The 26,536-nt window shown below is 38.1% G+C and carries 22 protein-coding genes; all 22 read right to left on the bottom strand.

Annotation, left to right across the window (positions count from 1 at the left end):
- Positions 1 to 596: 596 nt before the first annotated feature.
- On the bottom strand, positions 597 to 4,874 hold the full coding sequence (gene rpoC, locus B4N43_RS18530) for a DNA-directed RNA polymerase subunit beta' (protein ID WP_070566328.1): 4,278 nt from the start codon (positions 4,872 to 4,874) through the stop codon (positions 597 to 599).
- A 71-nt stretch (positions 4,875 to 4,945) separates the two neighbouring features.
- On the bottom strand, positions 4,946 to 8,755 hold the full coding sequence (gene rpoB / locus B4N43_RS18525) for a DNA-directed RNA polymerase subunit beta (RefSeq protein ID WP_046672286.1): 3,810 nt from the start codon (positions 8,753 to 8,755) through the stop codon (positions 4,946 to 4,948).
- 168 nt (positions 8,756 to 8,923) lie between these two features.
- Positions 8,924 to 9,301 (bottom strand): 50S ribosomal protein L7/L12, encoded by a 378-nt coding sequence (gene rplL, locus B4N43_RS18520; RefSeq protein ID WP_002992785.1) that lies wholly within the window; start codon positions 9,299 to 9,301, stop codon positions 8,924 to 8,926.
- A 78-nt stretch (positions 9,302 to 9,379) separates the two neighbouring features.
- A complete protein-coding gene (gene rplJ / locus B4N43_RS18515; protein WP_046672239.1) occupies positions 9,380 to 9,898 on the bottom strand; it encodes a 50S ribosomal protein L10 in 519 nt (172 codons plus the stop codon).
- A 2-nt stretch (positions 9,899 to 9,900) separates the two neighbouring features.
- A complete protein-coding gene (rplA, locus tag B4N43_RS18510; protein ID WP_046672240.1) occupies positions 9,901 to 10,599 on the bottom strand; it encodes a 50S ribosomal protein L1 in 699 nt (232 codons plus the stop codon).
- Positions 10,600 to 10,621: 22 nt separating this feature from the next.
- Entirely contained in the window at positions 10,622 to 11,065 is a 444-nt protein-coding gene (gene rplK / locus B4N43_RS18505) for a 50S ribosomal protein L11 (RefSeq protein WP_070566323.1), read from the bottom strand.
- A 354-nt stretch (positions 11,066 to 11,419) separates the two neighbouring features.
- Positions 11,420 to 12,532 (bottom strand): hypothetical protein, encoded by a 1,113-nt coding sequence (locus tag B4N43_RS18500; protein WP_286735834.1) that lies wholly within the window; start codon positions 12,530 to 12,532, stop codon positions 11,420 to 11,422.
- A gap of 300 nt (positions 12,533 to 12,832) precedes the next feature.
- On the bottom strand, positions 12,833 to 13,939 hold the full coding sequence (locus B4N43_RS18495; protein WP_286735833.1) for a hypothetical protein: 1,107 nt from the start codon (positions 13,937 to 13,939) through the stop codon (positions 12,833 to 12,835).
- A 69-nt stretch (positions 13,940 to 14,008) separates the two neighbouring features.
- Complete coding sequence (locus tag B4N43_RS25545) at positions 14,009 to 14,266, bottom strand: TraB/GumN family protein (RefSeq protein ID WP_075991188.1); 258 nt, start codon at positions 14,264 to 14,266, stop codon at positions 14,009 to 14,011.
- 135 nt (positions 14,267 to 14,401) lie between these two features.
- A complete protein-coding gene (locus B4N43_RS25540; protein ID WP_070566315.1) occupies positions 14,402 to 14,827 on the bottom strand; it encodes a CPBP family intramembrane glutamic endopeptidase in 426 nt (141 codons plus the stop codon).
- Positions 14,828 to 15,058: 231 nt separating this feature from the next.
- A complete protein-coding gene (locus B4N43_RS25535; protein ID WP_368072491.1) occupies positions 15,059 to 15,229 on the bottom strand; it encodes a DUF3267 domain-containing protein in 171 nt (56 codons plus the stop codon).
- Between the two features lie 194 nt (positions 15,230 to 15,423).
- A complete protein-coding gene (locus tag B4N43_RS18490) occupies positions 15,424 to 16,272 on the bottom strand; it encodes a TraB/GumN family protein (protein WP_286735832.1) in 849 nt (282 codons plus the stop codon).
- A 19-nt stretch (positions 16,273 to 16,291) separates the two neighbouring features.
- A complete protein-coding gene (locus B4N43_RS18485; RefSeq protein WP_262707331.1) occupies positions 16,292 to 16,423 on the bottom strand; it encodes a hypothetical protein in 132 nt (43 codons plus the stop codon).
- Positions 16,424 to 16,666: 243 nt separating this feature from the next.
- Positions 16,667 to 17,272 (bottom strand): DUF3267 domain-containing protein, encoded by a 606-nt coding sequence (locus B4N43_RS18480; RefSeq protein ID WP_070566313.1) that lies wholly within the window; start codon positions 17,270 to 17,272, stop codon positions 16,667 to 16,669.
- A gap of 468 nt (positions 17,273 to 17,740) precedes the next feature.
- Positions 17,741 to 18,334, bottom strand: a complete 594-nt coding sequence (locus B4N43_RS18475; protein ID WP_070566311.1) for a CPBP family intramembrane glutamic endopeptidase — start codon at positions 18,332 to 18,334, stop codon at positions 17,741 to 17,743.
- An 80-nt stretch (positions 18,335 to 18,414) separates the two neighbouring features.
- The gene (locus B4N43_RS18470; protein WP_157625908.1) at positions 18,415 to 18,579 is read right to left on the bottom strand and encodes a hypothetical protein; all 165 of its coding nucleotides are present in this window, start codon (positions 18,577 to 18,579) and stop codon (positions 18,415 to 18,417) included.
- Positions 18,580 to 18,591: 12 nt separating this feature from the next.
- Positions 18,592 to 18,768 carry a hypothetical protein gene (locus B4N43_RS18465; RefSeq protein ID WP_175441997.1) on the bottom strand — a complete coding sequence of 59 codons (177 nt, stop codon included), beginning with the start codon at positions 18,766 to 18,768 and terminating at the stop codon, positions 18,592 to 18,594.
- 90 nt (positions 18,769 to 18,858) lie between these two features.
- On the bottom strand, positions 18,859 to 19,191 hold the full coding sequence (locus B4N43_RS18460) for a hypothetical protein (RefSeq protein ID WP_070566309.1): 333 nt from the start codon (positions 19,189 to 19,191) through the stop codon (positions 18,859 to 18,861).
- A 7-nt stretch (positions 19,192 to 19,198) separates the two neighbouring features.
- Positions 19,199 to 20,545: a TolC family protein gene (locus B4N43_RS18455; RefSeq protein WP_157698364.1), complete on the bottom strand. Its 1,347-nt coding sequence runs from the start codon at positions 20,543 to 20,545 to the stop codon at positions 19,199 to 19,201.
- Between the two features lie 17 nt (positions 20,546 to 20,562).
- Complete coding sequence (locus B4N43_RS18450) at positions 20,563 to 22,725, bottom strand: peptidase domain-containing ABC transporter (RefSeq protein WP_075991184.1); 2,163 nt, start codon at positions 22,723 to 22,725, stop codon at positions 20,563 to 20,565.
- Positions 22,726 to 22,761: 36 nt separating this feature from the next.
- Positions 22,762 to 23,862 (bottom strand): HlyD family secretion protein, encoded by a 1,101-nt coding sequence (locus B4N43_RS18445; RefSeq protein WP_075991183.1) that lies wholly within the window; start codon positions 23,860 to 23,862, stop codon positions 22,762 to 22,764.
- A gap of 80 nt (positions 23,863 to 23,942) precedes the next feature.
- A complete protein-coding gene (locus tag B4N43_RS18440) occupies positions 23,943 to 26,534 on the bottom strand; it encodes a carboxypeptidase-like regulatory domain-containing protein (RefSeq protein ID WP_075991182.1) in 2,592 nt (863 codons plus the stop codon).
- Positions 26,535 to 26,536 lie beyond the last annotated feature (2 nt).

Raw genomic sequence — 26,536 nt, 5'->3', positions numbered from 1 at the left:
TGTCGCTTCAACTTCCGTATCGGCTATATTTCGATGGCATTGCGCCGTCTTTATCGTTTTGTTTTTCCCTTCGTTTCCGTTGGGACTGCAAAGGTAGAAATCTTTTCTGAACTTCCAAAAACTTTTTCAAGTTTTTTTTCTTTTCTCTTTTTTTGATTTCCGCGTTTAAAATAAACTGGGCGGGATTTTTGATCCTGCCAGATTTCTCTTAAACCCTTCTTTTTTCATGGCTCCTTCTCTCGAAGTAACCGTCCCTCCCTTGCGGAGTGGTGCAAAGATAGGGAGTTTACTAACAAACTTCCAAGCCTTTTGTTTATTATTTTTTAATATTAAAGTTAACTAACTGTAACATTGAACGATTCATTTAAGATAGCTATGCTTTAAACCGTCCTATCAGGTAAAATTAACCAATTAAACGGCCAAGCTGCTTGCTATAAATTTCAGTTCGCCCCCTTCCTTAACAAGCAATTTCACCGCTAAAAAAGCAAGTCAAATATATTTTACGACCTTCTTCAATATCATATAAGGTCGTTATCGAAACAAAAAAGGTCCAGACGAATGTCTGGACCTTCCTATATAAAATAATCGAGTAACGATTAATCTTCTTCTTTCGAAGCCAACAATTGATCGTACTCCTCGCGAGAGCCCACGATTAAATTGCTGTATTGACGGATACCTGTACCAGAAGGGATCAAGTGACCAACAATTACGTTTTCTTTCAAACCTAATAAGTTATCACGTTTACCTGCGATAGCAGCCTCGTTCAACACTTTTGTAGTCTCTTGGAAAGAGGCAGCAGAGATGAACGATTTCGTACCCAATGAAGCTCTGGTAATACCTTGCAACAATGGACTTGAAGTCGCCGGAATTGCTTCACGAACTTCAACAAGTTTTAAGTCACGACGTTTCAGACTAGAGTTCTCTTCTCTCAACTTACGTAAAGAAACAATTTGTCCCGGACGTAAATTATTGGAGTCCCCTGCATCAACAACAACTTTCTTGTCAAACAAAGAATCATTTTCTTCCATGAAATCCCATTTGTTAACGGCTTCTTTTTCTAAGAAACGAGTATCTCCTGGATCTTCGATGTTAACTTTTTGCATCATTTGGTGAACGATCGTCTCGAAGTGTTTATCGTTGATCTTCACACCTTGCAGACGGTATACCTCTTGGATACCATTCACAATGTAATGTTGCACCGCTGATGGACCTTTGATCGACAAGATATCCGCAGGAGAGATCGAACCATCTGATAATGGCATACCAGCTTTCACAAAGTCATTATCCTGAACAAGGATATGTTTAGAAAGAGGTACCAAGTATTTCTTGATTTGACCATCACGAGACTCGATAGACATCTCACGGTTACCACGTTTCACACCACCCAATGTTACCACACCGTCGATTTCTGTTACTACAGCAGGGTTAGAAGGGTTACGTGCTTCGAATAACTCCGTTACACGTGGTAGACCACCTGTGATATCTCGCGTTTTACCTGTAGAACGAGGGATTTTAACGAGGATACCACCTTCTTTCACTGTTACACCATTAGCAACTGCAACGTGGGCGCCTACCGGGATATTGTAGGTACGAATAACCTCTCCCGATTTATCAAGAATCTTGATGGATGGGTTTTTCGTTTTATCACGTGTTTCAATAATTACCTTCTCTTTGTGACCAGTTTGCTCATCTGACTCTTCACGGAAGGTAACACCTTCGATAATTGCGTCAAATTCAACTTTACCAGCAAATTCAGAAATAATTACTGCATTATATGGATCCCATTCGACCAATTTATCGCCTTTAGCTACTGTACCGCCATCCTCAACGAATAACTGTGAACCATAAGGGATATTTTGTTGGAATACGATTTTATTATGTGCATCAATGATCTTAACCTCACCAGAACGTCCTAAGACTACCTGATGTGTGCCATTATCGTTTGTTTGCGAAACAGTACGTACGTTTTCAAATTCGATTTTACCATCGTATTTAGAAATGATACTTGAATCAGCAGCAATGTTCGATGCCGTACCACCCACGTGGAATGTACGAAGTGTCAACTGTGTACCTGGCTCACCAATTGATTGAGCGGCGATAACACCCACAGCTTCACCTAACTGAACACGCTTACCTGACGCCAAGTTACGTCCGTAACAACAAGCACAAACACCACGCTTAGACTCACAAGTTAATACCGTACGAATCTCAATTCCTTCGATACCTGCTTTTTCGATAGTTTCGGCAATTTCCTCAGTGATATCTTCATTTGCAGAAACGATCAATTCGTCAGTATCCGGATGAAGAACATCATGCAATGGTGTACGACCCAAAATACGATCAAACAATGGTTCAACAACATCATCATTATCTTTCAATGCTGTTGTATAAATACCACGTAAACCACCACAATCTTGTTCCACAACGATCATATCTTGCGCTACGTCATGTAAACGACGTGTCAAGTAACCCGCATCCGCTGTTTTCAATGCCGTATCGGCAAGACCTTTACGCGCACCGTGGGTAGAGATAAAGTACTCCAATACGGACAAACCTTCTTTAAAGTTTGACAAGATCGGGTTTTCGATAATCTCACCACCAGAAGTACCTGATTTTTGAGGTTTTGCCATCAAACCACGCATACCACATAACTGACGGATCTGCTCTTTCGAACCACGGGCTCCAGAATCCAACATCATGTAAACTGAGTTGAATCCTTGGTTATCATTCGAAAGAATATCCATAACGTGTGCCGTCAATCTGTTGTTGATACGCGTCCAGATATCGATGATTTGGTTGTAACGTTCGTTGTTTGTAATGAAACCCATGTTATAGTTATTCATTACTTCTTCAACCTCGTTAGTTGCTTGTTGAATCAATTCAGCTTTCGCAGCAGGAATGTTCAAATCTTCCAAGTTGAACGAAAGACCACCTTTGAAGGCCGTTTGATATCCCAATTCTTTCATATCATCCAAGAACTGTGCTGCACGGGCCATACCCGTAGTCTTCACAATTTCACCAATGATATTACGCAAAGATTTTTTCGTAAGCAATTCATTGACAAATCCCATTTCGTCAGGAACAACTTGGTTGAAGATCACACGACCTACAGTTGTTTCTAATAAGGTATCAACGATGCTACCATCTTTTTGTCTAACTTTTGTTTTTACTTTAATCCAAGCGTGAAGGTCAATTTGCTTCTCATTTAAAGCGATGATAACCTCTTCAGCCGAATAGAAAGTCATATCTTGACCTCTTACGATGTGATCGCCAGCAGTTCTACGGCCTTTAGTAATATAGTAAAGACCCAATACCATGTCTTGAGATGGTACTGTGATCGGTGAACCATTCGCAGGGTTTAAGATATTGTGCGCACCTAACATTAAGATTTGGGCTTCCAAAACTGCAGCATTACCAAGCGGTAAGTGGACTGCCATCTGGTCACCGTCAAAATCGGCGTTGAACGCTGTACACACTAATGGGTGTAATTGAATAGCTTTACCCTCTACTAATGTAGGTTGGAAAGCCTGAATACCCAAACGGTGAAGCGTAGGTGCACGGTTTAGCAATACAGGGTGACCTTTCAATACATTTTCAAGGATATCCCATACCACAGGATCTTTACGATCAACGATTTTTTTAGCTGATTTTACTGTTTTTACAATACCACGCTCGATCATCTTACGAATGATAAACGGTTTGTAAAGTTCCGCAGCCATATCTTTAGGAAGACCACACTCGTGTAATTTCAAGTGAGGACCTACAACAATTACCGAACGAGCCGAATAATCCACACGCTTACCTAACAAGTTTTGACGGAAACGACCTTGTTTACCTTTCAAAATATCAGATAAAGACTTCAATGCACGGTTACCTTCTGTCTTAACAGCGTTCACTTTACGTGAGTTGTCAAACAAAGAGTCTACCGCTTCTTGAAGCATACGTTTTTCGTTACGTAAGATTACTTCAGGAGCCTTGATTTCGATCAAACGTTTTAGACGGTTGTTACGGATAATCACACGACGATATAAGTCATTCAAATCCGAAGTCGCAAAACGACCACCATCCAAAGGCACTAAAGGACGTAATTCAGGTGGAATGATTGGAACGATTTTCACAATCATCCATTCTGGACGATTCTCGATATTTTCACGTGAACTACGGAAAGCCTCAACCACATGAAGGCGTTTTAACGCTTCATTTTTACGTTGTTGAGAAGTTTCGTTAGCAGCTTGGTGACGTAAATCGTATGACAATTGATCCAAATCAATACGTTTCAACAAATCTTCTAACGCCTCAGCACCCATCTTGGCAACGAATTTTTGAGGATCGTTATCGTCTAAATATTGATTTTCTTTTGGTAAGGTATCTAAAATATCTAAATATTCTTCTTCAGTCAAGAAGTCCATAAAGTTGATACCATCTTCTTCCTTAATACCAGCTTGGATAACCACATAACGTTCGTAGTAAATGATCATATCCAATTTCTTGGTAGGAAGCCCCAATAAATAACCAATTTTATTAGGAAGAGAACGGAAGTACCAGATGTGTGCAACAGGAACAACCAAATTGATGTGTCCCATACGCTCACGACGTACTTTTTTCTCAGTTACTTCAACACCACAACGGTCACATACGATACCTTTATAACGGATACGTTTGTATTTACCACAGTGACATTCGTAGTCCTTCACAGGACCAAAAATGCGCTCACAGAATAAACCGTCACGTTCTGGTTTGTAGGTACGATAGTTAATCGTTTCCGGTTTTGTAACTTCACCACTTGAGCGTTCCAAAATAGTTTCTGGAGAAGCCAAGCTGATCGTAATCGAAGTGAAGTTGCTTTTAATTTTATTATCTTTTTTGTAAGACATACTTATTCAAAAGTTAAAGCTTTATAAAGAAGCTTTGAAGGACTGAGCCCTTCAAAGCCCTATTTGCTTAATTAATCCAATGTGATATCTAGACCCAATCCACGTAACTCGTGTACCAATACGTTGAACGATTCTGGTACCGATGGTGTCGGAAGGTTGTTACCTTTTACGATTGCCTCGTAAGTTTTGGCACGACCAACCACGTCATCCGATTTCACAGTCAAGATTTCTTGAAGGATGTTAGACGCACCGAATGCTTCCAATGCCCAAACCTCCATCTCACCGAAACGTTGACCACCGAATTGCGCTTTACCACCCAGAGGTTGTTGCGTGATCAATGAGTACGGACCGATTGAACGTGCGTGCATTTTATCATCAACCATGTGACCTAATTTCAACATGTAGATTACACCCACTGTCGTCGGTTGATCGAAACGGTCACCTGTCAATCCGTTGTACAAATATGTACGTCCAGATTTTGGTAGGCCAGCTTTCGCAACCCAATCTTGTACCTGATCCATTTCAGCACCATCAAAGATAGGTGTAGCAAATTTCACACCCAATTTTTGACCTGCCCAACCCAATACGGTTTCGTAGATCTGTCCCAAGTTCATCCGTGAAGGTACCCCTAGTGGGTTCAACACGATATCAACCGGTGTTCCATCTTCTAAGAATGGCATATCCTCATCACGTACGATACGTGCAACGATACCTTTGTTACCGTGACGACCGGCCATCTTATCCCCTACTTTCAACTTACGTTTTTTAGCAACGTAAACTTTAGCCATCTGCACAATTCCTGATGGAAGTTCATCACCGACAGATACTGCGAATTTATCACGTTTGAATGAACCTAGCTCTTCATTAATTTTGATATTGTAATTATGAAGGGCCATTTTGATCAACTCGTTTTTATCTTCGTCAGTTGTCCATCCCATTGGGTTGATGTTGTTGTAATCTAATTCAGCCAGGATTTTTTGCGTAAACTTAGCTCCCTTAGCAACCAACAACTCTTTATAGACATTGTATACCCCTTGGCTTGTTTTACCATTCACGACAGTGAATAATTTTTCAACCAAACGATCTTTCAATGATTTAACTGCTCTATCGTGAGCAACCTCTAGTTTCTCTAAAGTTTTACGCTCAACCTCTTTAGACATTTTCTTCGCACGCGAGAATAACTTCGTATCAATAACAACACCTTTTAATGATGGTGGAGTTTTCAATGAAGCATCTTTCACGTCACCAGCTTTGTCACCAAAGATTGCACGTAATAATTTCTCTTCTGGAGAAGGATCTGACTCACCTTTAGGTGTGATTTTACCAATTAAGATATCACCACCACCAACTTCAGCACCGATACGGATAATACCGTTTTCGTCTAAGTCTTTTGTCGCTTCTTCAGATACGTTAGGAATATCAGCTGTTAACTCTTCTTCACCACGTTTTGTATCACGAACTTCAAGTTCGAATTCTTCAATGTGAAGAGAAGTAAACCAGTCTTCTTTCGCTACACGCTCAGAAATTACGATCGCATCCTCAAAGTTATATCCTTGCCAAGGCATGAATGCTACTTTCAAGTTACGACCTAATGCCAATTCACCATTTTCAGTTGCATAACCTTCACATAATACCTGTCCTGGTTCAACTCGTTGACCTTTCTTAACGATAGGTTTCAAGTTCATACATGTATTTTGGTTGGTTTTCTTGAATTTGATCAATTTATACGTTTTGACATCATCATCGAATGATACAAGACGATCATCGTCGTTTCTGTCGTAACGGATTTTGATTTCATCAGCATCTACATATTCCACTACACCATGACCTTCCGCATTGATCAATGTACGTGAATCTTTCGCTACACGACCTTCAAGACCAGTACCTACGATAGGAGCTTGTGGACGCAATACAGGCACGGCCTGACGTTGCATGTTCGATCCCATCAATGCACGGTTGGCATCATCATGTTCCAAGAAAGGAATTAATGAAGCCGCAATAGATGTAATTTGGTTTGGAGCAACGTCCATATAATCAAGCATATTAGGCTCGATAATTGGGAAGTCACCCTCATATCTGGCTTTCACTTTCGCATCTTCGAAATTACCTTTGTCATCATACAAAGCATTCGCTTGTGCGATTGTTTTACCATCTTCATCCTCAGCAGATAAATATACGACTGGCTCGTCAACCACAACAACCCCATCTTTTACCTTACGGTAAGGAGTCTCGATAAATCCTAAGTGGTTAATTTTCGCATGTACAGCCAATGAGGAGATCAAACCGATGTTTGGACCCTCAGGAGTTTCAATTGTACAAAGACGACCGTAGTGTGTATAGTGAACGTCACGAACCTCGAAACCTGCACGCTCACGGGAAAGACCACCTGGACCTAAAGCTGACAAACGACGCTTGTGCGTAATTTCAGCAAGAGGATTAGTTTGGTCCATGAACTGAGACAACTGGTTTGTACCAAAGAACGAATTGATTACGGACGAAAGTGTACGAGCATTAATCAAATCGGTTGGCGTAAACACCTCATTATCACGAATGTTCATACGCTCACGGATTGTACGGGCCATACGAGATAGACCTACACCAAATTGAGCATATAATTGTTCACCTACAGTACGTACACGACGGTTTGACAAGTGGTCAATATCATCTACTTCAGCTTTAGAGTTGATCAAATTGATCAAATACTTCACAATCGCAATGATATCCTCACGGGTTAATACTTTCGTATCATCCGGAGTTCCCAACTTCAACTTACGATTGATACGGTAACGACCTACATCACCTAAATCGTAACGTTTGTCAGAGAAGAATAAACGATCGATGATACCACGAGCAGTTTCCTCATCTGGTGGTTCAGCGTTACGCAATTGACGATAGATATGTTCTACCGCTTCTTTTTCTGAGTTGGACGTATCTTTTTGTAAAGTGTTATATATAATAGAATAGTCCGCATTGTTTGACTCATCATCTTTCGCTAGGATAATAGACTTAACGCCAGCTTCGATAATCAAATCAATGTGATCTTCTTCTAGAACAGTTTCACGCTCAAGGATAATTTCGTTACGGTCGATAGATACAACTTCACCTGTATCCTCATCCACGAAATCTTCTACCCATTTTTTCAATACCCTAGCCGCAAGACGACGACCAACATATTTTTTAAGACCAGATTTACTAACTTTTACTTCATCCGCTAAATCGAACAATTCTAAGATATCTTTATCCGAATCGTAACCGATAGCACGCAATAAGGTCGTAACTGGGAATTTCTTTTTACGGTCGATGTACGCATACATGACGTTATTTACGTCAGTTGCAAATTCGATCCAAGATCCTTTGAAAGGAATTACCCTTGCAGAATAAAGTTTAGTACCATTTGTGTGTCTACTTTGACCAAAGAAAACGCCTGGTGAACGGTGTAATTGCGATACGATGACACGCTCTGCACCATTTACCACGAAAGTACCTTTAGGAGTCATATAAGGGATAGTCCCTAAATATACATCCTGAACAATAGTTTCGAAATCTTCGTGTTCTTCATCATTACAAGATAACTTTAACTTAGCCTTTAAAGGAACGCTATAAGTCAAGCCGCGCTCGATACACTCTTGGATATCATAACGTGGTGGATCAATGAAATAATCCAAAAACTCTAGCACAAAAATGTTTCTTGAATCAGAAATAGGGAAGTTTTCCGAGAATACCTTGAACAGCCCTTCCTGATGGCGGTTGTCAGAAGTAGTTTCTAATTGAAAAAACTCCTTGAAAGATTCCAATTGCACATCTAAGAAATCTGGATATTCCAATACTTTCTTACTTGTCGCAAAGTTTATTCTTTCTTGTTGAATATTATTGTTTGCCAAGGGAATATGAATTTTAGTTTTAAAAAAACTGCGCTTACACTTATGCTGTAAACCACCTTTCCACTGTGCCCAGCATATACACAGCATAGTGGCGTATTGATATAAATAGGAATAGACTCTGACGAAAAATCGTCAGAGTCTAAACCTTTTCGGGCTAATTAGTTGAGATTATTTAATCTCAACAACAGCACCAGCTTCTTCTAATTGTTTTTTCAAAGCTTCTGCTTCGTCTTTAGATACACCAGCTTTTAATTCTTTAGGTGCTCCGTCAACTAAATCTTTAGCTTCTTTCAAGCCTAATCCAGCTAAATCTTTAACCAATTTAACTACAGCTAATTTTTGACCACCAGCTTCTTTCAAGATAACGTCAAATGAAGTTTTCTCTTCTGCAGCAGCAGCACCACCTTCAGCTGGAGCAGCAGCTACAGCAACAGCAGCAGCAGCAGGCTCGATGCCATACTCGTCTTTTAAGATATCAGCTAATTCTTTAACTTCTTTTACTGTTAAGTTAACTAACTGTTCAGCAAGTTGTTTTAAATCTGCCATTTTATTTTGAATTTTTGAATGTACTTTATAAAAATTGTTAATTAAATTGTAACGAATGTTTCTGTTCTAGAGGATTCGTTAACCTCTTTCTTCTAAAGCTTTTACTAAACCTGCAACAGTATTTCCTCCTGATTGAAGAGCTGAAATAACATTTTTCGCAGGAGATTCCAAGGCTGCGATAACGTCCGCAATAAGTTCGTTTTTAGATTTAAGATTAACTAATGCAGTTAATTGATTATCTCCAACGAATGCAGTTGCTTCAATGAAAGCCGCTTTTAACAACGGTTTTTCACCTGATTTACGCAATTCTTTGATTAATTTCGCAGGCGCATTAGCGACTTCTGAAAACATCATTGTAGACGCTCCTTTAAGCGTTCCAAAGATTTCTTCTTCATCAACACCAGCTTCGATTAATGCTTTCTTGATTAAAGTGTTTTTTACAGCTTTAATCTCGATGCCTTGTTCAAAACATTTACGACGAATGTTATTCACTTTTTCAACTGACAACTCAGCAGTATCGGTAATGTAGAAGTTACCGTAAGATTTAATCTGTTCGGCCAAAGCTAGAACAATTTCTTGTTTTTCTTCTTTTCTCATGATTAAATACCTGCTACTGATTTAGTCTCAATATGAATACCAGGACTCATAGTTGAGGAAATGTGAATACTTTTAAAGTAAGTTCCTTTAGCTGCAGATGGTTTCAAACGAGCTAGAGTTTGTAATACCTCTAGTGCGTTATCATATATCTTATCTGCATCGAACGACGCTTTACCAATAGAAGTATGGATGATACCGGTTTTGTCAACTTTGAAATCGATCTTACCACCTTTTACATCTGTTACAGCTTTACCAACTTCTGTTGTAACTGTACCAGTTTTAGGGTTAGGCATCAAGTTTCTTGGACCTAAAATACGACCCAATTTACCAACTTTAGCCATAACACTAGGCATAGTAATAATGATATCAACGTCAGTCCAACCACCTTCAATTTTGCTGATGTAATCATCTAAACCTACGTAGTCTGCACCTGCCGCTTTAGCTTCTTCTTCCTTATCAGGAGTACATAAAACTAAAACACGAACAGTTTTACCAGTACCGTGAGGTAATGTTGCAATACCACGAACCATTTGATTTGCTTTACGAGGATCTACGCCCAAACGAACGTCGATATCCACAGAAGCATCAAATTTGGTCAATGAGATTTCTTTAACTAAAGCCGAAGCTTCTTTCAAAGAGTATGCTTTACCAGCTTCAATTTTGGATAGTGCCGCTTTTTGATTTTTTGTTAATCTAGCCACTTTTCTTAAATTGATTTCTTAATTAATTGTTCCAAGGAGCATTACCTGATACAGTAATACCCATACTACGTGCTGTACCAGCTACCATTTTCATAGCAGCCTCTACAGTAAATGCATTTAAATCAGGCATTTTATCTTTAGCGATTGTCTCAACTTGTTCCCAAGTGATAGCCGCAACTTTTTTACGGTTAGGCTCGCCAGATCCACTTTTTAATTTCGCAGCGTCTTTCAACTGAACTGCTACCGGTGGAGTCTTGATGATAAAATCGAATGATTTATCAGCGTAAACTGTAATGACAACAGGCAATACTTGACCTGGTTTGTCTTGCGTACGAGCGTTAAACTGCTTACAGAAATCCATGATATTCACACCTTTAGCACCTAATGCAGGTCCTACTGGAGGTGAAGGATTCGCAGCTCCGCCCTTAACTTGTAATTTTACTAACGCACTGACTTCTTTTGCCATTTTGTTTTGAATTTAATTTTGTTAAATGTCTGTTAGTAAGTTGGAAGCAAATAACGTAACATTCATCGGCCAGGACGTAACACCCCAACCGAGGTGCAAAGTTAATAAGAAGATTTGAATCCTGCAAGTATCTAACTTTTAATTTTTCAGGAATTTATACTTTTTTTAAAAAGCTGGCATCCATTCGTTTATTTTTCAAATATATCACCGACCGTCTTATTCACCCCGAGCATAAAAGCCATCAAAACTATTTACAAATACAATAAAAAAAACACTAATAACCAACGTATATAGCATGTATTTCATCGGGTTAGGTTTCAATTTTTGATAATTCGATGGTAAGCCCCGATAAGGCTACTCTCTAATTTTTAAAATATTTCCCAATTGATCTTTAATCCCTTTAGGCAAAGCGGGGATTCCGTAGCTATCGAGATCATTCCAATAGGTGCGCTGATAATCACTGCTTCCTTTCAGAAATATACTTTTTGCAAATTGCTTTTTGTATTCAGTAAATTGATCTGTGGTGATATATTCCTTTTCAAGCACATAAAATTCATCAGATGACTCTATCGGAGTATATTCAGCTTGGCTCTTTTTCTTAACGCTAGCGACAGCTGACCTCACGACACTGACCAAATGATCCATTGTTAAATTATCCAAATTTACATTCGCATACGTTTCTATCGTTACGCCACTATGTTGACGCCCCTGTATTTTAAAAATCCTCTGATCTATTACAGTCCCCGGCGCTACCCGATTAAGATACACCTGCCCTTTTCCCTCGTTCGAAACTTGTACAAAACCCATGTTTGTACTCCCCTGTTTTATAAATCGCCGACCATTATCCACCTCCAACCGAAATCCTTTCGGCAACTGATAGGCGATCGAAGTGTTTTTAAGATTGATCACGCTTGGATTATAGGAAAAAAAAGTTCCCATCTTGTCAGCGAGGTCTTGCGTAGCAACTTTATTTTCAAAAATCCGGTACTCCTTCAAAATAAACCGGACTTTTTCTTTCTTATTCTTTAGTGGAATATAATACGCTATTGTGCCATCGACAAAATACCCCATCTTACTATTAAGTAAAGCAAGGTTCCGAAAATACCCTTTTAAAACAACATAGTCAGCCTTGGTCCGATCGCCTATCGCTACTTCATCAATCTTAATTGATCGGGGAACCATTTTGATCTTGCCCATCGTCTTTACTTCCGAAAAAGGCACCATCAAACTACTATAGGCAACATGCTGAAAAGTTAGATTAACGGTCTTTTCCTGTTTCAACGAATCCAACACAGCTTCTCCGGCTATATTTGTTGCACCAAGTAAGCTACCGTTATCCGCATACAGATTGACACCACTTATAGGTTCCTGTGTTAGGCTATCAATGACTTTAATTTGTGCATTGGTCAAAACAGAAATCATCGTTAATATCCCGATAATAAACCCTATTCTTATTTCAAATTTCATTTCAGTCCTTTTTATTTGCACTTTATTAATTAATTAGGGATTAACAGTATCCGATAATCTTCTATAATTCTACTTATTTGTTTCTGGTCCTATTATACCCCTCATTAAATGCTTCAATAAAAGCACTACTATTCATGATAACATAAATAATGAAAGTTAGCACCGCTACTATTGCTACAAATTTTAAAAGCTTCTTAATTTCCATAATTATTTAGACTTAACTACTGTCCCAAAAATAGACATTATGAAATAGTTGTACCACAACCTGTGGTTATATAGCGACAAATTTAACGCGAACTATCAATTAATCAATTGGAGGTTTTCACCAAGCTTTTTTGCTAGACCATCATTTACCGGTGGAATATGATAGTCTTCCAACTTCTCCCAAAATCGTATCTTATAATTGCTTTTATGGGGCTTTGTATAAATACTCTGCATCAAGCCCTTTTGATTGGATTTATATTCCTCTTCCGTTATATACCCATTCTCCATGACATAAAATTCATTAAGTATCTCACAAGGAATATGGCCGTATTCTTTTTTGCGTTTTAAAGACGCAACAATATTTTGGTAAAGAGCTGTTAAATTGAAAGATGTAATGCTGTTTAATTCTGTTGCATTATAATTTTCGACTGTAACCTCATGAAATGTCTTCGCCTCGAGGCTAAAAAGTTTCTCATTCACTACACTATCAGGCAACACTTTATCCAAATACAATTGAACATTGCCTAGATCAGCGTCTGTCGTTAGGTATCCTACCTCATTCCCTTTTTTCAACAAGTGAATACGGTTCGACCCATCATTTTCCTTAACGAGATCATTCAGTCGATCCGCTAATTTTCTATTATCTATTTCCGTAATCCTAGGAATCTGGAAGAAAGATCTCATTTTTGCATTATAATCCTTAGCGACAATAGAATCCACAAACACACGATAATCAACCAATCTATATTTAGGTTTACCCTTTTTCAACGGAATATAAAACTCTACAATTCCGTCCGAAAAATACTTATACTGATGATCAAATGTCTCTAGGGAGCGGAAATACCCTTTCAATAACACGACTTCTTTTGGCTTTGCATTAACAGTGACCTCTTTTAAGACTTGAGCTCTAGGCTCCAAAAAATATAGTTGTTTATCGTCCAGCGATACTAATGAAAAGGTTTTGTTTTCATAGGAGATATGTTGTACCGTAACTGCTAATGGTAGTTTTTGCTTCTTCACTCCATTATCGAGAAACTGAGTTACACCAGTTTTATCTGTAAATCCAATCAATGTCCCTTTTTCATTGTAAATATTTAATGAGGGAATTGGCAACTTATTCTGAGCGCCGACAAACTGTATCTGAGCTTTGCATAATAGCCCGGCTAACAAACAGATCAGAATAAATGTAAATTTTAGTTTCATATGCATAGTCAACCTACTAAAAGGCTACTATATTGGCCATGCCTGTAGCGCAACTCATTATTTTTATACCTATATTTTCATGAGAACGGCTATAAAGCTCACCAATAGATGTAAACCCAATCCATAGATAAAATCAATTACTATCAAGCTATAACCTGTTGCTCTAAGTAACCAGATCAAGCCCTTTTCACCAGAGAGGTGTCCAGCTCCCACAGTAATAAAGCAACCCTGATCTTTGATCAAATTCGGAATAATCGTTATCCAGTTTATATTCAGAATTCTGTTAACTTTACTTTGTTCGTAGCATACATCTTTTATAAAGCTCAACTATTTAGACTTCGCTCAAATATAGCAACATTTTGGCTCCAATCAGAAACACCATTATAAAATGTACAATGTAGCTTATCCCCCATCAATTTCGACTATTTTTTTGGAAATCGATTACTGCACGCCAAAATTTTCTTATCTAAAATATTGATGGATAAAAACCATTAGATTAATAATAGCATGTAGCAATGTGGTATGCCAAAGTCCTGAACCTTTATTCTTAAACTCCATAATAAAAAAGAATAAGACTAAATTTATACCCATCAAAAAAGTATAAATGAAATAATAAGAGCTATATAAATGAGTCAAAGCGAAAAGAAGGGCAGAAATTAAAACTATCCATATTTTTTTCTTTTTAAAAAAAACATATGTAGACAGAAGTTTTACGGGTATAAATTGAAATAGTAATGTCTCAAAAAATGGCCCTAAAATTAGTGCATATATGAATATTTTCAATATACTTTGATCTCGAGTTACCGCATTTGAAACCGATTCAAACTTGAATAAATCAATAAGTATTACGTGACACAAAACATCAATACTCAGATAAGAAACTAGCATAAGAGTATATAAATAAAGCACAGGTAATTTCAACAATCGATTTATATATTTTGACATGTATTTCCTTTTTGATGAAACTGTATGATAAGTCTATATGGATAAACCTTTACAACAGTAAGTTATGAAAGAATAATTTAACCAGCTAAAACGGACAATTTTCACATCGTAAATTGTCCGTTTTTCATTTTAGATAGTGATCTTAAGCGACTTCATAAGTTATAAATTAAAACTTTAAGGCATAACTACACCTAACATATAAGGTCTTACCCGTAACGGTTCTTTGCAATGAGCATATGGGGTGAGCATTTTCCAAATAATTCCAAACTTTATAGATTTGAAACCTTGCTTCGCAAAGGATACGAATACAATACCATGAATCAATTCATTAAGAACGACACCGATAATAATGACAATGCCATAAACCCATCATGCATTCGAAACTTTATGATATAGGCGATCTTTAATTGCCGCCAGCTCTTTCTTTAGATCCCACAATAAATAAAAGGGCACTCCATATAAAACGATGAGACCATCGAAAAACAATAAGCGTATTCTATCAAGGGACTATACTTCCTTTATCTCAAAAAATAACAATCCTAATCAATTGCCGTCAAGCTATAACCTTTTGCTCTAAGTAACGAGATCAAGCCCTTTTCACCAGACAGGTGTCCAGCTCCCACAGCAATAAAGCAACCCTGGTCTTTGATCAAATTCGGAATAATCGTTGTCCAGTTTATATTCCGCCCTGTCAAGAGCTTTTCTTTCTGTTCGACAGACATCCATGTAGGATCCTCAATCAATGCAGTTAATTCTTTGAGGTTTTCATTTTTATAGGCATTGACCATTCTGGCCGTTAGAGCGGGATATTTATCCAACTGCAATACCCAGTCCATAAATAACTTTGGCGTAATCAAGTCTTTCAATAACCCGAATTGATAATCTGCTGTTTCAAGTTCGCCAATTGTTTTACCCTGAGCGGAGGCCAGAGCCGATAGTTCAATTTCATATGATTTCAACTTTGTTGGATCAGGACAATTAAAGCCCTTCATTGAAAATAAGGAAGCCATTGTTACCGGTGAAACATGATCCAATAATTTAATTGAAAGCTGCCGTGCCAACAAGACGCTATCCATTTTACGCACTTCGCTATCGGTAAAGTTTTTAATAAAACTAGGGTCAGGTACGGCAAATGCCTGTAGGACCTCCATATTTTCAGGTTTCGACAGATCCACTTCAAATACGACTTTCTGACTCGAATTAAGCGCATCCAGGCATTTTTGTTTGATCTCAAAATCGTCAGGGCACAACATGTGGATCGTACCAAACAGATAGGAATCTTGTTTAAGTCCATTTCCCGAGATTTTCCACAGCATCGAATTCCCCTGCGCAAAACCACTAAAAGTGATTATAAAAAAAAGTAATAGAAGAATAAAGTGTTTTTTCATCCGTTTAAATTTAAGGTTTTTATTTATTTTTGGCCGCATTAAAACCATCTTCAAATCCTCGAATAAATTCGCCGACATTAGATAGCAGATAGACACAAAATGCCAGAATAGCTATTATTACTACAAGTTTTAAAATTGTTTTAGTTTCCATAAATATTTAGATTTAGTTACTGTCCCAAAAATAAACATTAGGATATATCTATACCACAACCTGTGGTTGTATTTCAATAAATTTTCTATGGAAAAAAGAGCAACAAAACAGCTTATTACATAAGTAATGAAGAAAACCAAGAGTCTCCTATTACAATGGTGGGGCTAAAGGAATTAGAAGGAAGTTAAGAATTTATCACACAAGTATTTAGGCTAGACTCTCAGATCAAATATCGTTTTGTAATCACAAATCCGCTGGATTAGTAACCTTTTTCAAAATAAAGCAACCTCCCTCAGTAGGGTGATCGAGTACTAGATTATCTTTATTCTCTTTATAGATTAAATTTAAAATCATGAAATCTCCGACTGCCGCACCAGAGAAAAAAATTGCAAAAAATAAAAGTGGTAAATTTCCAGTAAAAATTGAATAAATTGCGGGTAAAAAGCCAACAAGGAGAAAAGGCATAACTACACCTAACATATAAGGTCTTACCCGTAACGGTTCTTTGCAATGAGCATATGGAGTGAGCATTTTCCAAATAATTCCAAACTTTATGGATTTGAAACCTTGCTTCGCAAAGGATGCGAATACAATGCCATGAATCAATTCATGAAGAACGACACCGATAATAATGACAATACCATAAACCCACCATGCATTCGAAGCTTTATTATATAGGCTATCTTTAATTGCCGCCAGCTCTTCCTTTAGATCCCACAGTAAACAAAAAGGTATCCCGTATAAGAGAATGAAAACAGCGAAAAACAACATGCCTATCATGTTAGCTTTAGACATACTAATCAATCTCGGCTCTACAACAAACCCTGGATAATCTATTAATTCATTCATTAATTTTCTCACATTATTCTCATCAACTACTCTTCAATTGCCAATAGCACAAGTCAAAACACCATTACTTTCTTTGAACTAGGGTAGAAAAAGTAATAATGTCTTCAAATTATATTTATAGAAGATGCTTTTCTCCTATAAATTTATACCATAGTTTATTCTTATAGCCTGCGATTCATCATTATTTAGTGGTATTAATTTATATACGGGCTTTATTTTTTTGATTATGTGCAACCATTGCACGGATAAGTAGCAAAATTAGAAAAATTCGATAGCCAAATATAATAATCAAGTTATGACTTTTTACTAACAACATAATTTAAATATCTTAATTTAAAGCCCAATCCAATGGAATAATTCTTATATTCACAACTTTTTAATAATTTCAATATCATGCTACTCTCCCCTTTTTTACTTATTTTGGGCCCATATATAAATAAAATGTTAACATTAATAGAAAACCGAAACCTAATAATTCACGTGTGCATTTCTTTCATATCTGGAAACTGTAAATAAGATAACGCCAAACAAGATACTCCTAATCAGAAGACTTGCAAACCCTCCTTCTATCCCATAATTTCCTCCCAACCAATAATCATTGGTTGGCAAAATAAGACTATATAAACCACTTTTTGTTGTTCCACTCATTGGAAGTGAAAATAACCATTGAATATAATTCCAACCGAAGTGTAATCCAACAGGATAATATATAGATTTCGTATGAATATAAGCATATGCATAAATTATACCACCTAGAAAATGGGAAGCAAATGCTGTGGTCGTAAAATGAGAATTTCCTAGATGACATGCAGCAAATAACACAGCGGAAATTATTACTGATTTTTTCTTATTAAAAAATCTACTCAACCCGCGAATCAAATAATACCGAAAGACAATCTCTTCAAAAAAAGCTGTACAGATACATATTAGAAAGATATTAAATTGATCAGACATGGTAATAGTATTGGAGGCTATATCTAAGCCAAACAATAGAAAAAACACAATCAATATAATACTTGATTGTAAAGTACCAAATATTAAAAGTTTTATTTTTTGTTTCAATAAATCAAAATTAGGACGAACCTAAGTAGTAAAGTACTTAGGTTCTTACGTAAAATAGTTTTTATTTTCAAAGCACTAAATTACCCATGAATTGCTGTAGGGCCACCAATGGATCCATCTAGATCTCTCTGTTGAGCCTGAAAAAATCGACCTAAAACCCAAAAAAAAGCTTCTGTCATACCATCTCCACCGTTTACTTCAATAATCTCAGAATTAGTCAATTCTGTTAGTTCTATTTTGTTCATAAATTTACAAGTTTATAAAGCTTCACCATTTATTCCTCTTTCAAATGCAGCAACGTTTTGTCTCCAATCAGCAACGACATTATATAAAAATGTCCCCAAAGCAGCTTGCCACCATCCCCCATCAATTACTTCCATTTCTTTCGCATCCATTTCCTGAACACCGAAACCTTTTAAATCTAATGTATTCATTTTTTTGATTTATAAAAAATTAGTCCCTACTCTATTGTTAGCCTTTTCGGATTCCTGCTCTATTGATCAACACTACTAAATTACTTTTGCTCAATGCACAAAAAAAGCATTCAGAAAATGATTTGAAATAAAATTATCACCCGCATTTGCTTGTCTCATCTGATTTAAATCCAGCAAATGAATATTTTCCTGCTGAACCTCTACCTTGATTTGGATTGAATAGTCTTTTTCATAGTAATACGTATTAAGCGATCTATCAAAAGTAATTGGAGCACCAATATCTCTAAGATATTCAATAATACGGGCCAATCGTGACACAGAAAGCCCGAGGCGGACTGCTAGTTCTGACTGCGTCCCCGTCCTTCTTTGGCGGATCAACTTGTCCAACAAATTAATCCGATCTATATATTGAAATAGCTTCATAATGATTTTAATTTATCGATCCATAAATCTGATAGCGCAGCATGAGCTGATTGAACACCACAGTATATTTGCTGCGGATCGTTTCCGACTCCGCTTTAATCAAATTACTTTTACTCGTATTGACATCATAGATCGATGCCTTGCCCGCTTCAAAACTCCGCAAGGTGTAATCCAAAGATTGCGCTGTTGCCGTGCTCGCTTCTACCGCAATACCATATTGCTTTCTGTTCTCATCCAATTCAAGCAATAGCTTATCTAAGATCTGCTGCTGAGCAAACTTTTCATTATCAATCGCCAATTGTATATTTTGCTGGTTCAAGTCGATCTGCTTCAACTGACGTTTTGTTTTTCCTTTGTTGAAGATGGGCACCGAAACCGTCACAGCGAGCTGCTGGGCAAAGTTGTCTTTACTCTGTACAAAAAAAGATCGCGTATTGTCCGCTTTAAAAGCATTGAAATAGGTACTCCCCAAACCAGCGGATCCTTTTACCGTCGGAAATAACGCTGCTTTAACCAACTTGGACTCGACCTCAAGTCCAACAGCTTGACTTCGAAACTTAGCAAATACCGGATTATGCAAATAAGCTTCTTCCCGCAGGTTGGATACATCCGAAAAAGTATGCTCTTGCAGAAGATCACTCTCCGCTACTGGGACAGCCAGTTCTAGGTTACTATAGTCCGAGTAGTTCATCAGTTGGGCTAGTTTAAGCAAGGACTGCCGTCGATCTTTGTGATATTGCTGATATTGCTGCTTCTCTCGTGCCAGATTAGCTTTTGCTTCGGCAACTACCGATACAGCTGTTGCCCCTACCGCCGTACTTTTCTGGGCCTTATCCAAGAGTTGCTGTGAAAACTGCATGGCCGAATCCTGTGAGACCAGCAGTGCCTGAGCCAGCAAGGTCTGCAGATAGGCTTCCATCAGCTGAACGGTAAGATTCCGTTTCAATATCTCTTTTTCGATATGTTCCTGTTCCGCTTCGGAAGCAGCTTTCTTGGCCTGGTTTCGAAAATAGTTATATTGGTATAGGGTCAGCTCCGCATTGATCCCCATGTTGCTATTCAGGTTGTCATTGCGCCGAATCGTACCAAACACATCCTGTGATGATCCAAAAGTGGTATAACCATTTGCGTAGCCGCTCACACTTGGCAAGCGTTCCCGCACTGCCATTTCCTGATCCAGCACTTTTATCTTAGCCTTGATGTCCTGCTGTTTGATCGGCAGATGATGAGCCACAGCATAGTCGATACAATCCTGTAAAGTCCAGGCTCGCTGCGCCAGCACATTCGTAGATAACAGTACCGCTAAAAAAATAAAACAGCACTTTATCCTGCTTCTTTGATATTTGTTCATCATTGAATAAAAAACAACAGTTAATTTAACACGATCGATTGCTTTTTCCACATATCCCTATAAGCAGACTCTTGGGTTAATAATTCCTCATGTTCGCCCTGTTCGATAAGTACACCATCTTTAAGCACCATAATGGTATCGGCCTCGGCAATCGTACTCAACCGATGGGCAATCACAATCATCGTCTTACCCGAATCTTTAAAGCGACGGAATGCCCGCTGGATTACCTGTTCTGTTGAAGTATCCAAAGCTGAAGTTGCTTCGTCTAAAATCAGAATGTCCGGATTGCGGTATAATGCTCGTGCAATGGCAATTCGTTGCCGCTGTCCACCGGATAGCATGGATCCATTTTCACCCAGCTGAGTTTCAAAACCGGCTGGCAACTTTTCAATAAAAGACATCATGTCCAATTCATTGACCACCTGCAAGAGACGCTGAAAATTGGGGATATCCTCACCAACAGCAATATTGCTGACAACATTACCCGAAAAAAGATCGATCTGTTGGGGCACGATGGCAATGCGTTCCCGAAGGGAGCTCTTCGAAATATAGTTCAGATCGTATTGCCCAATAGAAATCTTCCCCTCCTGTAATGGATACAGCTGTTGAATAAGCGCTCCCAGCGTAGTCTTACCGCTTCCACTTTCTCCGATCACAGCCGTCATCTTGCTCTGTTGTATCCGGCAGCTAAAATTTCGGAATACCTCTACCCGTGATCCGTAAGAAAAACGAACATTATCAAAGACAATATCCCCAACCAGATCCGAAGTAAGCTGTAATTTTTCTTCTGATTCTTCGCGCTCCAGATCCATAATTTCAAACAGGCGATCTGCTGCAATCAATGCATTTTGCAATGTCTTGTTCATGCCGATCAATTGCGTCACCGGACCTGTAAAATAACCGATCAGGGCGTAAAATGAGAGTAGTTCTCCCGGTGTGATCGTACGTTCGATCACATAGTATGAGCCAACCCATAAGAGGATAATGGTAAATAACCGTGACAATAACTCGCCAGAGGTACTGGAAAACAAGCCATTCATCACCGAGGCATAAATGGTTTTCAATACATGCGAAAACCGATTGTCTGTACCACTATTAAAATAAGTTTCAATACCAAACTGCTTGATAGTCTTGACCGAATTGAGCGATTCGACCAGATGAGATTCCAGTTCGGCCCCTTCTTCCATCATCCGGCGCTCTACTTTTTTGTTCAGTTTATTCGAAAGCCAATAGACCCCAAGATAAAAAGGGATAACAAGCAACATGATCAAAGCCAGCTTCCAGAAGTAGGTAAACATAAGCGCAAAGGAAAAGACTACGATCAACACATTAACGACCGCTTGTATGGCTACATCGTTGATAAAAGCACGAATTTTGACTGCATCATTGACCCGCGATATAATCTCGCCTACTTTCATTGTATCAAAGAAGCGTTGCGGAAGGCTCAGCAAGTGCTTATAGTAACCCAAAATCAGGTATTTATCGATCCTTTGCCCCGTCTGCAGGACCATGACACTTTTCAATGTACCAATGAGCAACTGAAAAATCAGAATGACCAACATACCGATCGAAAGAAGGTTCAATAAGCGCACATTGCCATCGACCAGTACATAATCGGTAATTTTCTCAATGTAAAACGATGTTGAAAGCCCCAGCAGCGTATACACAGCAGCTCCCACCAGTGCCTGAACGATCACCGAGCGATGCGGCCGGATCAGATTCCAGAATCTCTTGTAAACATCGATCTTCTCATTTTTCTGTTCAAAATATTCATTGGGTTCCATTAAGATCAACACCCCAGTCCAAATCTTCTGAAAGGCCTCAAAGGTATATTTTTCTACTTTTCCCAAACCAGGATCCATCACCGTAATTTTATCCTTTTCCACCTGATAGATTACCACATAGTGTTGGAGCTGCTCTTTGAGCACAACATGGGCAATTGCTGGTAAAGGTATCTGCGGAATGGCATCTATAGCGCCCTTGACACCTTTGGCATTAAAACCCATTTGTTGCAGTCCTTGAACCATACCTAACACATTGGTACCACGCGTATCGGTGTGACAGAATTGTCTAATCTTGGCAATAGGAATATGTGTACCATAATAGCCCGCAATAGAAGCCAGACAGGCCGCCCCACAGTCACGGATATCGTGCTGCTTAATGCAAACAGGAGATTTTTTCATTACAAATTTACTGTTGTCAGATTAATAAAGAAATTTTTATAATGCGCTCGTTTTAGCGCCAAGATTTGGATTGAACAGATTGTCGGCCCGATCGAACAGGAGCTGCCATAACGTACGGTCCAAGAGGTAAAACCGCGCATTAAATGTATTTCCCTTTCCTACAAAGGCCTTATTTCCATTGGGGAGGCTCAGAAAGTTTTGATCCATACGGCACCTGACCTTAAAAAAGGATCCTTTTTGTTGATCGTTTACCAGATTGTAGTCAATATCATGCACTGTCCCCGAAAGAAATCCCCATTGGTTATAATTATACGTGTCCATCTGGAATTTGACCGATTGATTCTTTTTGATATAGCCGATCGATTTGGCAGGCACCATACATTCAGCTATAAGCTGATCCTCTGGCGAAATTTCCAAAATATCCTGTCCCTGCACGAGCTGTCCTCCTTTTTGATATCCTTTAAAATTAACCACTGTACCTGTTATGGGCGCTCGAACAATATAATTTTGACCATCAATCAAGATAGACTTTTTCTCGGACGACAGCGACTGTGCCTTCTGTTTCAGTTCGACCAACTTAGCGCTCCATTGCGCCATCTGCTGCTTCCGTATCGTCAAAAACTGATGTTCAAGTTGTTCAAAAGAGTATTGTGTTTTATCAAGTTCTGCTTGGGAAACCACCCCCTGGCTGAATAGCTGATTATGTCGGTCCAGTTCACGGCGTGCTAAGGTAAGCTGCGACTGTATTTCAGACATACGTTGTTCCATGGACAGATATTCCAGTTGATATTGTCCACTTTGCAGACTTTTTGCCCTACCATCAAGAATAAGTTTTAGATCAGCGATTTGCCTCGCATAGTCATCCGTTAAACCCTTATTTAGAGACAATTTATTTTCCAGATCTTCGGAAACAATGATTAGTAGTGTATCCCCCTGTTTTACCTGCTGATTGTTGCCTACTATACGGTTGTCAATAATACGGCCACTGACCAAGGATAGCATCTTTGTATTCTCCATCGTAGGCCTGACGATTCCCTGTGCCGAAATTGAAATCGGCACTTTGATAAACGGTAATAATATCAACCCTATAATTATAGCCACTATCAGCAGCAGGTATATAATATTTGTTCTTTTCATCTTGGTTTTAATCAACAATACAAAACTGTCTATTGTTGATTAAATCCACCACAACCTGAGGTTGTATTTTTAAATTTTCATCAAAATCTGTACTTGACACCCACCGCACTATATCCAACTAAATTCTTAAAAGATTGAAAATTTTCAATTCCATTTTGATTATTAAAAACAGACAAAACAGCGTTGTTTTTAAAACCTAAATTCTGCAACATGTTTTCACAAGTCAATATCAGTTCTAGCTTTTTACTAATGATATATACCGAGGAAAGATCTATATCCATAAACTCGCGCCGTTGATCAACACTATTTATAACGCTATATTTAAGCATTGTCTTCCATTCCGTCCTTTTATGATTAAATTTTGGCCCCAACAAAATCATTAGTGAGTTCTGATCAGTTAGAAGTCCATCTTGATAACCATACCGTGTATAATCGTTTTTGAGGGTCATAGAAATGTTGATCGCTCCTGAGGAAAAAGAATTTAGATTTAGCATATAACCATGATTCCGCTGCTTAATCTGCGATTCTCCAGCACCCGAAAACTGATAAGAGCGGTTGTTCTGATAGTTATAGAGCAAGGAAACATTCATAGGAAACTGATCTTTAAAAAGATTTTGTGCATAAGAGACATCTAGCCCTACATTTCGATAACCCTGAACCAATTTCAAATTTCTTAAAAGCGGAAAAGTCATATCAATAAATTGTACCAGCGCTTTTTCACTGTGCTGTCTATAGAGATTTATTCTAAAAGATTGCCCTTTAAATGGAAAATCATATAAATAGCCGAGCTTTACTGTATTGATTGCATAAATATCATGCAGCAATTGATGGTTTCCAAGTATTGTCTGATCATAAGAGATTACGCGCTGGCTTAGCCCTGATTTGACGTCAGGTGCTTGGGTAGTTCTTCCCCAATTAAAAATTAAACGATTTTTCTTAAATCGATCCAAAAAGTAATCCAAATTAATGTTAGCCAATAAAAAAGTAGAAGTAGATATAGAATCAAATACTTCGATTCTTTGACGCTGCAAGGCTATTGTACTACGAAGGTTAAAGCGTTTTAAATTAAAATTTGCTTCTGTGCGAGCTATATATCGCGTTTTGGCTTGGTTAATATTATCAGGAATAAAGCTATTATGTATATTACTATAAGATAATTCATAGACAAGTGTATTTACTTTTCCCAAAAGCTGTCTCAAATTAGTATGCAATATACTTTCATTGCTTGAAAATTTAATATTCTGTTTATTCCGATTAGTCTGCTCTTTCGTTGTCTCTAAATATTGAAGTTGCCAAGTATCTCTTGAAATCTCATTTTTCCAGTCCCAGCCCATATTCCAGGCTAAGGCATTATTTATCTTGGTCTCATAAGTCAAACGATTTGATAAAATATTGCTCCTCTGCTCCGTCATCTCTCCGAGATTAAAAAGCTCCTTTGTTTGAGGATATATTGATTCGTAACTTCCCTCTCCTTTCAAACGGTCTTGATAACTGGAAAAGATATTTTTGGCAATACTACTTTCACTCAATTTATATCGGAAATTCAACATAGTACCAATCATTCTAGCGCGCAAACTATCCGTACTATTTTTTTCATAAAGATTATTTCCTAAAAATCTGGAATTCTCTTCAGAGAGTCGGATGGACTTCAAATAATTTAAATTCAGAACCGCTTGTAATGAATATCGCTCCGTGTTCTTTTTAATCATTGTCGCATTCAATAAGCTAGATTCATTATTTAGCGTAATGTCCTTCGTATAAAATACCTTCTTATTCTGAGAGGAATAATAACTTGAAGCGACATTGTTAGAACGTATTGCGCCTGCATAATCCTCACTCGACCAGTCCTTATCAAAGACATTATTGATATTCGTCAACGAAAACAAAGAAAGATTGTCGCCAAAATAAAAGAGAAAGGGTTTAAATTTATACTTATTCTTATAGCCTAGAAATGCTTCCACATTTCCTTTCAATATATTCGTAAAACTATCTTTCACCTTTAGATCCAACACTTTCTCTTCATGCTCATTGCCAAGATTGACACGAAATGGATCCTGATAATTGGCAATCACTCTTATGTGATCTAACATTCCAGATTCCATGTTCTCCAAAGCTATTTTATTTTGAAACTCGAAGACTTCTTTACCATTGATCAGAATTTTATTAATCTCTTTCCCACCATGCACGATTTTGTAATTTTCATCGACTTTGAATCCAGGAATCCGTAATAAAATCTCTTTCAGATTGTCTCTATCTTGAAGATTCAAAGCCTTAAGATTATAGACCGTCGTATCATTATTAAAGGACGCAAAGCCTTTGTTCATATTTACCAATACTTCATCCATGCGAATAGACTCATCGCTTAGCATGATCACTGCAGGAAAATCAGATGCTTTACTCACTTTAGTTCGAAAAGTTTGAAAAGACATAGATCTCACCTTTAGTATGAACGGAAATCCATGTTCACGCAAACGGTATCTGCCTTTGTCGTCCGTCGTCATATAGTGCAGCATACGATCAGAATCCTGTACACTATAGAGACTAATTATTGCTCCTGAAATCGGATCTCCACTGGTTCGGGAAACTACACGACCATCAAGCAGCTGAGCTGAAGCACAATAACAAGAAAAAATGAAGAATAAAATGAAGAAAATACCCGACCAAAACCTCATTT

This window comes from Sphingobacterium sp. UBA1897, assembly GCF_002337775.1.
GTDB lineage: Bacteria > Bacteroidota > Bacteroidia > Sphingobacteriales > Sphingobacteriaceae > Sphingobacterium > Sphingobacterium siyangense.
Note: the sequence above shows the minus strand (reverse complement) of the source record. Positions and strands in the feature narration are given on the sequence as shown.

Bases quoted from the DNA above. Each gene is read 5' to 3' on its own strand.
- rpoC (WP_070566328.1), bottom strand. From the start codon at position 4,874: ATGTCTTACAAAAAAGATAATAAAATTAAAAGCAACTTCACTTCGATT.
- rplL (WP_002992785.1), bottom strand. From the start codon at position 9,301: ATGGCAGATTTAAAACAACTTGCTGAACAGTTAGTTAACTTAACAGTA.
- rplJ (WP_046672239.1), bottom strand. From the start codon at position 9,898: ATGAGAAAAGAAGAAAAACAAGAAATTGTTCTAGCTTTGGCCGAACAG.
- rplK (WP_070566323.1), bottom strand. From the start codon at position 11,065: ATGGCAAAAGAAGTCAGTGCGTTAGTAAAATTACAAGTTAAGGGCGGA.
- B4N43_RS18500 (WP_286735834.1), bottom strand. From the start codon at position 12,532: ATGAAATTTGAAATAAGAATAGGGTTTATTATCGGGATATTAACGATG.
- B4N43_RS18495 (WP_286735833.1), bottom strand. From the start codon at position 13,939: ATGAAACTAAAATTTACATTTATTCTGATCTGTTTGTTAGCCGGGCTA.
- B4N43_RS25540 (WP_070566315.1), bottom strand. From the start codon at position 14,827: ATGCTAGTTTCTTATCTGAGTATTGATGTTTTGTGTCACGTAATACTT.
- B4N43_RS18490 (WP_286735832.1), bottom strand. From the start codon at position 16,272: ATGAAAAAACACTTTATTCTTCTATTACTTTTTTTTATAATCACTTTT.
- B4N43_RS18485 (WP_262707331.1), bottom strand. From the start codon at position 16,423: ATGGAAACTAAAACAATTTTAAAACTTGTAGTAATAATAGCTATTCTG.
- B4N43_RS18480 (WP_070566313.1), bottom strand. From the start codon at position 17,272: ATGAATGAATTAATAGATTATCCAGGGTTTGTTGTAGAGCCGAGATTG.
- B4N43_RS18470 (WP_157625908.1), bottom strand. From the start codon at position 18,579: ATGAACAAAATAGAACTAACAGAATTGACTAATTCTGAGATTATTGAA.
- B4N43_RS18465 (WP_175441997.1), bottom strand. From the start codon at position 18,768: ATGAATACATTAGATTTAAAAGGTTTCGGTGTTCAGGAAATGGATGCG.
- B4N43_RS18460 (WP_070566309.1), bottom strand. From the start codon at position 19,191: ATGAAGCTATTTCAATATATAGATCGGATTAATTTGTTGGACAAGTTG.
- B4N43_RS18455 (WP_157698364.1), bottom strand. From the start codon at position 20,545: ATGATGAACAAATATCAAAGAAGCAGGATAAAGTGCTGTTTTATTTTT.
- B4N43_RS18450 (WP_075991184.1), bottom strand. From the start codon at position 22,725: ATGAAAAAATCTCCTGTTTGCATTAAGCAGCACGATATCCGTGACTGT.
- B4N43_RS18445 (WP_075991183.1), bottom strand. From the start codon at position 23,862: ATGAAAAGAACAAATATTATATACCTGCTGCTGATAGTGGCTATAATT.
- B4N43_RS18440 (WP_075991182.1), bottom strand. From the start codon at position 26,534: ATGAGGTTTTGGTCGGGTATTTTCTTCATTTTATTCTTCATTTTTTCT.